Below are 9,402 nucleotides of genomic sequence, written 5' to 3' on the forward strand. Positions count from 1 at the left end.
GCATGGCAACCGTAATGAAGAAGGTCGACGCGGTGATCGTCGGTTTCGGCTGGACCGGCGCAATCATGGCCAAGGAGTTGACCGAAGCGGGTCTCAACGTGCTGGCGCTGGAGCGCGGGCCGATGCAGGACACCTACCCCGACGGCAACTATCCGCAGGTGATCGACGAACTCACCTACAGCGTGCGCAAAAAACTCTTTCAGGACATCTCCAAAGAGACCGTCACCATTCGTCATAGCGTCAACGACATCGCCCTGCCGAACCGCCAGTTGGGCGCGTTCCTGCCGGGCAATGGCGTCGGCGGCGCCGGGCTGCATTGGTCGGGCGTGCACTTTCGCGTCGATCCGATCGAGTTGCGCATGCGCAGCCACTACGAAGAGCGCTACGGCAAAAGCTTTATTCCGAAGGACATGACCATCCAGGACTTCGGCGTCAGCTATGAAGAGCTGGAGCCGTTCTTCGATTTCGCCGAAAAAGTCTTCGGCACCTCGGGCCAGGCCTGGACCGTGAAAGGTCAATTGGTCGGTCAGGGCAAGGGTGGCAACCCTTACGCGCCGGATCGTTCCAACCCGTTCCCATTGGAAGCGCAGAAAAACACCGTTTCCGCACAGCTGTTCGGTAAAGCGGCTACAGAAGTCGGTTACAAACCCTACAACCTGCCATCAGCGAATACCTCCGGGCCGTACACCAACCCTTACGGCGCGCAGATGGGCCCGTGCAACTTCTGCGGGTTCTGCAGCGGTTACGTTTGCTACATGTATTCCAAGGCCTCGCCGAACGTGAACATTCTGCCGGCGCTCAAGCCGCTGCCGAATTTCGAGCTGCGGCCCAATTCCCATGTGCTGCGGGTCAACCTCGACAGCACGAAAAGCAAAGCCACGGGTGTCACTTACATCGACGGTCAGGGCCGCGAGATCGAGCAACCGGCGGACCTGGTGATCCTCGGCGCCTTCCAGTTGCACAACGTGCGGCTGATGCTGCTCTCCGGGATCGGCAAGCCCTACGACCCGATCAGCGGCGAAGGTGTGGTCGGGCGTAACTTCGCCTACCAGAACATGGCCACCATCAAGGCGTTCTTCGACAAGGACACCCACACCAACAACTTCATCGGTGCCGGCGGCAACGGTGTGGCGCTGGACGATTTCAACGCCGACAACTTCGACCATGGTCCGCACGGCTTCGTCGGTGGTTCGCCGATGTGGGTCAATCAGGCCGGCAGCCGACCGATTGCCGGCACCTCGAACCCGCCGGGCACGCCGGCTTGGGGCAGTGCGTGGAAACGCGCGACTGCCGATTACTACACCCACCAAGTGTCGATGGACGCCCACGGCGCGCATCAGTCCTACCGCGGCAACTACCTCGATCTCGACCCGGTGTATCGCGATGCCTACGGCTTGCCATTGCTGCGGATGACGTTCGACTGGCAGGAAAACGACATCAAGATGAACCGCTTCATGGTCGAGAAAATGGGCAAGGTTGCCGAAGCGATGGGGCCGAAAGCCATTGCGGTGATCGGCAAGAAAGTCGGCGACCACTTCAATACTGCGTCGTACCAGACCACCCACCTCAACGGTGGCGCGATCATGGGCACCGATCCGAAGAAAAGCGCACTGAACCGCTACTTGCAGAGCTGGGACGTGCACAACGTGTTCGTCCCGGGCGCTTCGGCGTTCCCGCAAGGCCTGGGCTACAACCCGACAGGGCTGGTAGCGGCGCTGACCTACTGGTCGGCGAAGGCAATTCGCGAGCAATACCTGAAAAACCCCGGCCCGCTGGTTCAGGCTTAAGGAGCGATGATCATGAAGACTATTGTTATCGCGACCCTGGCCCTGCTCGGCAGTGCTGCTTTGCAGGCGGCCGAAGTTGATCAAGCTTTGATCAAGCAAGGCGAATACCTCGCCCGCGCGGGCGACTGTGTGGCATGTCACACCGCCAAGGGCGGCAAGCCGTTCGCCGGCGGTCTGCCGATGGAAACCCCGATCGGCACGATCTACTCGACCAACATCACTCCCGATAAAACCGGCGTTGGTGATTACAGCTTCGCGGACTTCGATCAAGCCGTGCGCCATGGCGTCGCCAAAAACGGCAGTACGTTGTACCCGGCGATGCCTTATCCGTCCTACGCCCGTGTCAGCGAAACCGACATGCAAGCGCTGTACGCGTATTTCATGCACGGCGTGCAACCGGTCGCGCAGGAGAACAAGGCCAGTGATATTCCATGGCCGTTGAGCATGCGTTGGCCGCTGATGGGCTGGCGCTGGATGTTTGCGCCGAAGGTCGAGGACTACAAAGCCACGTCGGACGACGCTGTCATTGATCGTGGGGCGTATCTGGTCGAAGGCCTCGGACATTGCGGTGCCTGCCATACGCCACGCGCGCTGACCATGCAGGAAAAATCCCTCAGCGCCGCTGATGGCAGCACTTTTCTGGCCGGCAGTGCGCCGCTGGAAGGCTGGATCGCCAAAAGCCTGCGCGGCGACCACAAGGATGGCCTCGGCAGTTGGAGCGAGAAACAACTGGTGCAATTCCTCAAGACCGGGCGCAGCGACCGCAGCGCGGTGTTTGGCGGCATGAGCGATGTGGTCACCCACAGCATGCAATACATGACCGACACCGACCTGACCGCGATTGCCCGCTACCTCAAGTCGCTGCCGGCCACTGATCCGAACGATCAGCCACATCAGTACGACGAGAAAGCCGCCAAGGCTTTGTGGGACGGTGACGACAGCCAGCGTGGTGCAGCGGTGTACATCGACAACTGCGCGGCATGCCACCGCACCGACGGCCACGGCTACACGCGAGTGTTCCCGGCGCTGGCGGGTAATCCGGTGCTGCAATCGGAAGACCCGACTTCGTTGATTCACATTGTGCTCAAGGGCGGTACGCTGCCGGCGACGCACACCGCGCCGTCGACGTTCACCATGCCGGGTTTTGCCTGGCGCCTGTCGGATCAGGAAGTGGCAGACGTGGTGAGCTTTATCCGTGGCAGTTGGGGCAACAAAGGTGCGCCGGTGAAAGCCGCCGATGTGGCCAGCTTGCGCAAGAACGATATGCAGACCACTTCCGGGGATGACCTGGGGCAAGTCACCACGCATAACTGACTGTCGGAGTGCCACGCCCGCCGATACAGCATGTATTTCTGTGCTGGATTAGCGGGCATTCGTTTCTGGGCGCTAAAATCAGGGGAAAATCTCATCTACTGTCAGCCTTGGCAGGCTGCACATCCGAACAGCCGATGTAAATTTTCCACGCGCCGAAAACCACACTGTAAATACATACACCTGTCAACTCTGACAGTAGTCGTTATTTGCCGTCTGACTTACTGTCCGATTGACGCAATTCAAATCTCGATATTGCGCAGGCATGGAGCAAATCACATGAGCTATTCAGTCGTGGTTGAGTTTAAGGACATTAATGCAGACGGTAAGCAAGAAGCTGTAATTTCCCGTTATAACAATGGCTATGCGAATAATCTCAAACCTGATGCAGTTGTCACGACTTACGCCAACGCCCAAGGTGAGTACGACCGTGCCGAAGGAGTGGATGATGTCGAGGGGAATGACGGGGTAGATGAATTTGACACAGACACCTATACCGTCGCGGCGACTCTGGCCTCGAAATTGGCAGGTTTGAGCACCGTGGGCGAGGGTCGCCTGTACAGCTGCATCCTCATATCGTCTGACGGTGAGGCGAAAACGGCTAAACCGACATACGTGAATATTGATCTATTTAAACTTTCAAATAACGATCTGTCTCAGCCTGACGCTAACGTGAAGTTAAAGATCAATGCCACAGGTTTTTATAAGGTGGAGGATACGTTGGAGGGCGACGGCAAATTCAACATCGATGCTGACGGTGATGAAGATTCTGATGCCAATGACAAACTGATTTTCGTCAATATCGCGAATTCGTTTGTTTCAATGAGAGGCTTCGCTGGATGAACCCGTTGCGAGATTCGCGTTAACTGGGTCGCCGAAAGGAATTGATTGGCAATGATAGAGCCCTGCATAAATCATCTATGCAGGGCTTTTTTTGCGCCGATGAGAACGCAGTAAAATTTTCTGTTACGGATTAACGATACTCACATAAGCCTTGGCCAATGCTGCCAACTTGGCTTTGTCATCGCCATCAATGTCACCGTCGCCGTCAACATCCTTCTTGTCCGTGCGGATAGTGAAGGACTTGCCACGATCAGCAGATACCGCCACCACGTAAATCGAATCGACCAAGGCTTCGGTCGACAATTGCTCCTCGGCATTCCAGCCCAGTTCCTTGCGAGCAAGTTGCATCGAAACAATGGTATTGGGCTCAGATTGGCTCGGCAGCATCATTTGCAGAAAAACACCACGCTGATTGAGAAACGACATAAATTAAATCCTTTTAGAATTAATACACAGGCATCAGTGCCGGTAAGTTTCGAAGGCTATATTTGATAACTTCCCTTCACAACCAAACATATGTTTCCCGGGTTGTCTCTGGTTCTAACTATTTATATAAACAGCGAACAGAACCGTAGAATGATCCGCGACGGTTGTTCTTTGGCCGAACGGTACTGGATCGTCCAGGCCCTGCTCATATACTGTATGCATATACAGACACGGGATTAGCCCAATGATCAACCCTCTCCCTCCTCGCGGTCGCGGTCGCGGTCGCGGCACCGCGACCAACCCGCACAACCGCTTCGCACCGAATCGCTCGGTGGCCGAGGATGACGGCTGGTATCAGGAAGTACCCGAGACGCAAAACACCGAGGTGATGATCGAAACGGCGAAAACCATCATCACTCGTAACACCTCACCGGACCTGCCCTTCGATCGCTCGATCAATCCCTATCGCGGCTGCGAGCACGGTTGCATCTATTGCTATGCGCGGCCCAGCCACGCCTATTGGGACATGTCGCCGGGGCTGGACTTCGAAACGAAGCTGATCGCCAAGACCAACGCTGCGCAGGTGCTGGAGGAACAACTCGGGAAAAAAGGCTATCAATGCGCGCCGATCAATCTGGGCTCCAACACCGATCCGTATCAGCCGATCGAACGCGAACACAAAATCACCCGCCAGACCCTCGAAGTGCTGTTGCGCTACCGGCATCCGGTGACCATCGTCACCAAGGGTTCGCTGATCCTGCGCGATCTCGATTTGCTCACCGAACTGGCGCAGCATCGGTTGGTGGCGGTGATGATCAGCCTGACCACGCTGGACGATGAACTCAAACGTATCCTTGAGCCGCGCGCCGCTGCACCCAAGGCACGATTGCGCGCTATTCGGGTCATGCGTGAAGCAGGAATTCCGGTCGGCGTGTTGTGTTCGCCGATGATTCCGATGATCAACGACAGCGAAATCGAAAGCCTGCTCACCGAGGCCCACGCGGCCGGTGCGCAAAGTGCGGCGTACATGATGTTGCGCTTGCCGCTGGAAGTGGCGCCGCTGTTCGAAGAGTGGCTGAACGCGCACTACCCGCAACGCGCCGCACATGTGCTGAGCCTGATCCGCCAGAGCCGTGGCGGCGAGCTCTACGACAGCCGTTTCGGCGCGCGGATGCGCGGCGAAGGACCGTTTGCCGACCTGCTCGCGCAACGTTTTGCCAAAGCGATCAAGCGCCTGGGGCTCAATCATCGCGAGGGCTACAATCTCGACTGCACAGCCTTCTGTCCGCCGGGTCGCCAGATGTCGTTGATTTAGCGACAATTGGCTTATGGTTGAGGGGTTGGAAACCTTCCGCCGAAATCACTCAGTCACGTTTTTTGTGACCTGGAACACACGTTCTAGAGCGTTTGATTCAGTTTGAGTTAAGTTTCGGCGGCTACCTTGTTCATCGAGTGACTGACGGGTCTGGATGACCCGGATGTTTTAAACAGCCACTGGCTTCATACCGGAATACCGGGGAAGACTCCCTGAATCCGCCTAAGAGGATGAATCATGAGTGACAAGGATAAACAGCCGTTGGCTGCGTCGGCGCAAACCCCAGAAGCGGAATCCGCCGATGCAGCGCTGCGACAGATCGTAGACGGCTTTTTGCATTTTCATCATGAGGTTTTTCCGCAGCAGGAAGAACTCTTCAAGAAACTCGCCACGGCCCAGGCGCCTAAAGCGATGTTCATCACGTGCGCCGACTCGCGCATCGTCCCTGAGCTGATCACCCAGAGCTCCCCGGGCGATCTGTTCGTGACCCGTAACGTCGGCAACGTCGTTCCGCCGTACGGCCAGATGAACGGCGGCGTTTCCACCGCGATCGAATACGCGGTGCTGGCCCTCGGCGTGCAGCACATCATCATTTGCGGCCATTCCGATTGCGGCGCCATGCGTGCGGTACTCAACCCGGACAGCCTGGAAAAAATGCCGACGGTCAAAGCCTGGTTGCGCCACGCCGAAGTCGCGAAAACCATGGTGCATGACAACTGTCATTGCGCCGACGAAAAAGAAAGCATGCCGATCCTCACCGAGGAAAACGTCATCGCCCAATTGCAGCACTTGCGTACCCATCCTTCGGTAGCCTCGCGCATGGCGAACGGTCATCTGTTCATCCATGGCTGGGTCTACAACATCGAAACCAGTGAAATCAAAGCTTACGACGCGGACCTGGGACGCTTCCTGCCGCTCGACGGCAGCCATCCGATTCCGGTGGCGACGCCCAAAGCACGCTTCTAAATCTTCCTAAAAATCTGTGTGGTTTGACGCCCGTCGCTGTTTCAGCGACGCGGCCTCACCACGCCTGAAGAAAACTTCGGGAGAATCGCCATGCGTGCGGCTCAATTGAAAGCGGTGTTGCCACGGGAGCTGCTCGCTTCAGTGGTTGTGTTTCTGGTCGCCCTGCCGCTGTGCATGGGCATTGCGATTGCGTCAGGGTTGCCCCCGGCCAAAGGCCTGATCACCGGGATCATCGGCGGTCTGGTGGTCGGTTGGCTGGCGGGTTCGCCGTTGCAGGTCAGTGGGCCGGCGGCGGGGCTGGCGGTATTGGTGTTCGAACTGGTGCGCCAGCACGGCATCGAGATGCTCGGGCCGATTCTGTTGCTCGCCGGATTTCTGCAACTGGTGGCCGGGCGATTGAAGCTGGGTTGCTGGTTTCGGGTGACGGCGCCAGCGGTGGTGTACGGCATGCTCGCGGGGATCGGCGTCTTGATCGTGCTGTCGCAGGTGCATGTAATGCTCGATGCCGCACCGAAACCGTCCGGGCTGGACAATCTCACCGCATTCCCAAGCGCGGTGGCGCAGGCTTTGCCGTCGTTCGGCTGGCAGGCCGGGTTGCTCGGGCTGGCGACGATTGCGGTGATGTGGCTATGGGAAAAATTCCGCCCGCAATCGCTGCGCTTTGTTCCCGGCGCATTGCTGGGTGTGGGTCTGGCGACGGGTGTCAGTCTGCTGCTGGCATTGCAGGTCAAGCGCGTCGAGGTGCCGGCGAATCTGGCGGAGGCCATTGATTGGTTGAAACCTGCTGACCTGCTCAGTCTGGCCGATCCGACGCTATTGATCGCCGCGTTCGCTGTAGCGTTCATTGCCAGCGCGGAAACCCTTTTGTCGGCCGCGGCGGTAGATCGCATGCACAGCGGCGTACGCTCGGACTTCGACCGTGAGCTGTCGGCGCAAGGTGTCGGCAACATGCTCTGCGGTCTGGTCGGCGCGTTGCCGATGACCGGGGTGATCGTACGCAGCTCGGCCAACGTCCAGGCCGGTGCGACCACGCGTTATTCGACAATCTTCCATGGCCTGTGGCTGCTGGCGTTCGTGTTGTTGCTGTCGAGCGTGCTGCAAAGCATTCCGGTGGCGAGTCTGGCCGGGGTGCTGGTTTATACCGGTTTCAAACTGGTCGACCTGAAAGCCTTCCGCGGTCTGAGCCGTTACGGGCGGATGCCAATGTTCACCTACGCGGCAACGGCGCTGGCAATCATCTTCACGGATCTGCTGACCGGTGTGTTGGTCGGTTTCGGTCTGACCCTGGTGAAACTGGCGTTCAAGGCTTCACGCCTGAAGATCAGCCTGATCGATCTGCCGAAGGACGGCGAGATGGAGTTGCGTCTGGTCGGGGCGGGGACGTTCCTCAAGGTGCCGGCGTTGACGCAGGTGTTGAACACGATTCCCGAAGGCACGACGGTGCATGTGCCGCTCAATAACCTGAGCTACATCGACCATTCATGTCTGGAGTTGCTGGAAGAATGGGGGCGGGCGAATGCGGCGAAGGGGTCGAAGCTGTTGATTGAGTCGCGAGGATTGAAGCGCAGGCTTGAGGGCAGGGTTCGGACCAATACCGGAATCGGTGCGGCCGGATAAAAACCCTGTGGGAGCTGGCTTGCCAGCGATAGCGGTGTGTCAGTCAACAGAGATGTTGGATGATCTACCGTAATCGCTGGCAAGCCAGCTCCCACAGGTATTTGTGGTGTGACGCGGAGTTACGCGGCGGGTTGATCCAGCTCCAGGCCCACACCCAGTCGGCGGCTCATGCACGGCCAGCGTTTCCACGCGGCGCCGGTATCAGGGCTGCTGAGTTTTTCGCGGTAGGCTTCTACCGACTCCAGCGCAAAGCTGTCGTCGTCGAGCATGCTGTCCACGGCGTGGTGCACGACTTCATCCAGTTCATTGGCAAATTTCTCACCGAGCAACTGGTGAGCAATCAGGTTGGCGACCGTCATGTCCAAGGGGATCAGTGGCTGGCCGAAATGCTTGATGTACAGGTCGTTGACCTCTTCGACAAAGCGGTGCGCCAGATAGGCTTCGTCCAGCAGATGTTCCAGGCCAACCGGAGGCTGGAGGAAATACTGCTCGGCGATTTTCAGCACCGGTTTGATCTGTGACTCGATTCCCGCTTCCCTGGCGACTTCATTGGCTGCGTCCAGCAGGTCAGGTACTTCGTCGATATAGGCTTCGACAAAACGCGTCAATACAGCCTTGGCATCCGTCTCCGGTAATTGGATAGAGGGGTGCAGGTGAGGCAGTTGTTCTTCCAGTTGACGGGTCAACCGTCCGGTTTCGTTTTCGTGTTGTCGGGCTTTTTGGATCTGCTCGCGCAATGCGGCGGTGTTCATGAAAACTCCAGGAAACAAGGCAATGAAATAGGGAAGACATAAGTTAGCTGGCTTACGAAAAATGCTAAGACGCATTTGTCATAATTATTTCATCCTTGATGCGCCTGCGTTATATCGGTTTGCCACCACTCGTCTGCATCCTTCTCCATTCGTGCCCTTGAGCGCAAGCCTTCGCTGTTTCAGTTGATTTACGTGTGCACATTGCAATTTCCCGCCGCTGTCTATACTCGCCAATGAATGGAGTTAGCTGATGACGCCCGACTGCACCCGCAGCAAGGCCCGGCGATTCAAGTTCGTAGTCTGATGCAGCCGCTCCCTTGCCGCAGGCGAAAGCCGGCGGGATAACAAGAACGATAAGGGGAACACGCAATGATGCGACATCCAC

9 protein-coding genes are annotated in these 9,402 nt (G+C 57.7%); 6 read left to right on the forward strand and 3 right to left on the reverse strand.

Annotated elements, in window-relative coordinates:
- The first annotated feature begins 2 nt into the window (after positions 1-2).
- The 3 genes from ACIONG_RS18425 to ACIONG_RS18435 all read left to right on the forward strand — a co-directional run bounded on the left by ACIONG_RS18425 (position 3) and on the right by ACIONG_RS18435 (position 3,941).
- Positions 3-1,787 carry a GMC family oxidoreductase gene (locus ACIONG_RS18425; protein ID WP_016983441.1) on the forward strand — a complete coding sequence of 595 codons (1,785 nt, stop codon included), beginning with the start codon at positions 3-5 and terminating at the stop codon, positions 1,785-1,787.
- A 12-nt stretch (positions 1,788-1,799) separates the two neighbouring features.
- Positions 1,800-3,101: a c-type cytochrome gene (locus ACIONG_RS18430; protein WP_401301730.1), complete on the forward strand. Its 1,302-nt coding sequence runs from the start codon at positions 1,800-1,802 to the stop codon at positions 3,099-3,101.
- A 276-nt stretch (positions 3,102-3,377) separates the two neighbouring features.
- Positions 3,378-3,941 carry a hypothetical protein gene (locus ACIONG_RS18435; protein WP_401301733.1) on the forward strand — a complete coding sequence of 188 codons (564 nt, stop codon included), beginning with the start codon at positions 3,378-3,380 and terminating at the stop codon, positions 3,939-3,941.
- Positions 3,942-4,064: 123 nt separating this feature from the next.
- Here ACIONG_RS18435 and ACIONG_RS18440 read toward each other — a convergent pair whose 3' ends face one another.
- Positions 4,065-4,367, reverse strand: a complete 303-nt coding sequence (locus tag ACIONG_RS18440; protein WP_401301736.1) for a hypothetical protein — start codon at positions 4,365-4,367, stop codon at positions 4,065-4,067.
- 244 nt (positions 4,368-4,611) lie between these two features.
- Here ACIONG_RS18440 and ACIONG_RS18445 point away from each other — a divergent pair, with 244 nt between their 5' ends.
- From ACIONG_RS18445 to ACIONG_RS18455, 3 genes are all read left to right on the forward strand, one after another.
- On the forward strand, positions 4,612-5,682 hold the full coding sequence (locus tag ACIONG_RS18445) for a PA0069 family radical SAM protein (protein ID WP_401301738.1): 1,071 nt from the start codon (positions 4,612-4,614) through the stop codon (positions 5,680-5,682).
- 237 nt (positions 5,683-5,919) lie between these two features.
- Positions 5,920-6,648, forward strand: coding sequence for a carbonic anhydrase (locus ACIONG_RS18450; protein ID WP_401301741.1), 729 nt, complete (start codon positions 5,920-5,922; stop codon positions 6,646-6,648).
- Positions 6,649-6,738: 90 nt separating this feature from the next.
- Positions 6,739-8,265: a SulP family inorganic anion transporter gene (locus ACIONG_RS18455; protein WP_401301744.1), complete on the forward strand. Its 1,527-nt coding sequence runs from the start codon at positions 6,739-6,741 to the stop codon at positions 8,263-8,265.
- Between the two features lie 119 nt (positions 8,266-8,384).
- Here the strand turns inward: ACIONG_RS18455 and ACIONG_RS18460 are convergent, their stop codons facing one another.
- Together ACIONG_RS18460 and ACIONG_RS18465 are read right to left on the reverse strand one after the other, a co-directional pair.
- Positions 8,385-9,017, reverse strand: coding sequence for a hypothetical protein (locus tag ACIONG_RS18460; RefSeq protein WP_103302944.1), 633 nt, complete (start codon positions 9,015-9,017; stop codon positions 8,385-8,387).
- A gap of 109 nt (positions 9,018-9,126) precedes the next feature.
- A partial coding sequence (locus ACIONG_RS18465; RefSeq protein WP_401301747.1) for a hypothetical protein occupies positions 9,127-9,402 on the reverse strand: 276 nt, incomplete at its 5' end.

This window comes from Pseudomonas sp. NPDC087817 (genome assembly GCF_044742875.1).
Classification (GTDB): Bacteria; Pseudomonadota; Gammaproteobacteria; order Pseudomonadales; family Pseudomonadaceae; genus Aquipseudomonas.

What these genes read in the sequence shown, in the direction of transcription:
- ACIONG_RS18460 (WP_103302944.1), bottom strand. Translation starts at nt 9,017, where the DNA reads ATGAACACCGCCGCATTGCGCGAGCAGATCCAAAAAGCCCGACAACAC.
- ACIONG_RS18425 (WP_016983441.1), top strand. Translation starts at nt 3, where the DNA reads ATGGCAACCGTAATGAAGAAGGTCGACGCGGTGATCGTCGGTTTCGGC.
- ACIONG_RS18450 (WP_401301741.1), top strand. Translation starts at nt 5,920, where the DNA reads ATGAGTGACAAGGATAAACAGCCGTTGGCTGCGTCGGCGCAAACCCCA.
- ACIONG_RS18430 (WP_401301730.1), top strand. Translation starts at nt 1,800, where the DNA reads ATGAAGACTATTGTTATCGCGACCCTGGCCCTGCTCGGCAGTGCTGCT.
- ACIONG_RS18435 (WP_401301733.1), top strand. Translation starts at nt 3,378, where the DNA reads ATGAGCTATTCAGTCGTGGTTGAGTTTAAGGACATTAATGCAGACGGT.
- ACIONG_RS18440 (WP_401301736.1), bottom strand. Translation starts at nt 4,367, where the DNA reads ATGTCGTTTCTCAATCAGCGTGGTGTTTTTCTGCAAATGATGCTGCCG.
- ACIONG_RS18455 (WP_401301744.1), top strand. Translation starts at nt 6,739, where the DNA reads ATGCGTGCGGCTCAATTGAAAGCGGTGTTGCCACGGGAGCTGCTCGCT.
- ACIONG_RS18445 (WP_401301738.1), top strand. Translation starts at nt 4,612, where the DNA reads ATGATCAACCCTCTCCCTCCTCGCGGTCGCGGTCGCGGTCGCGGCACC.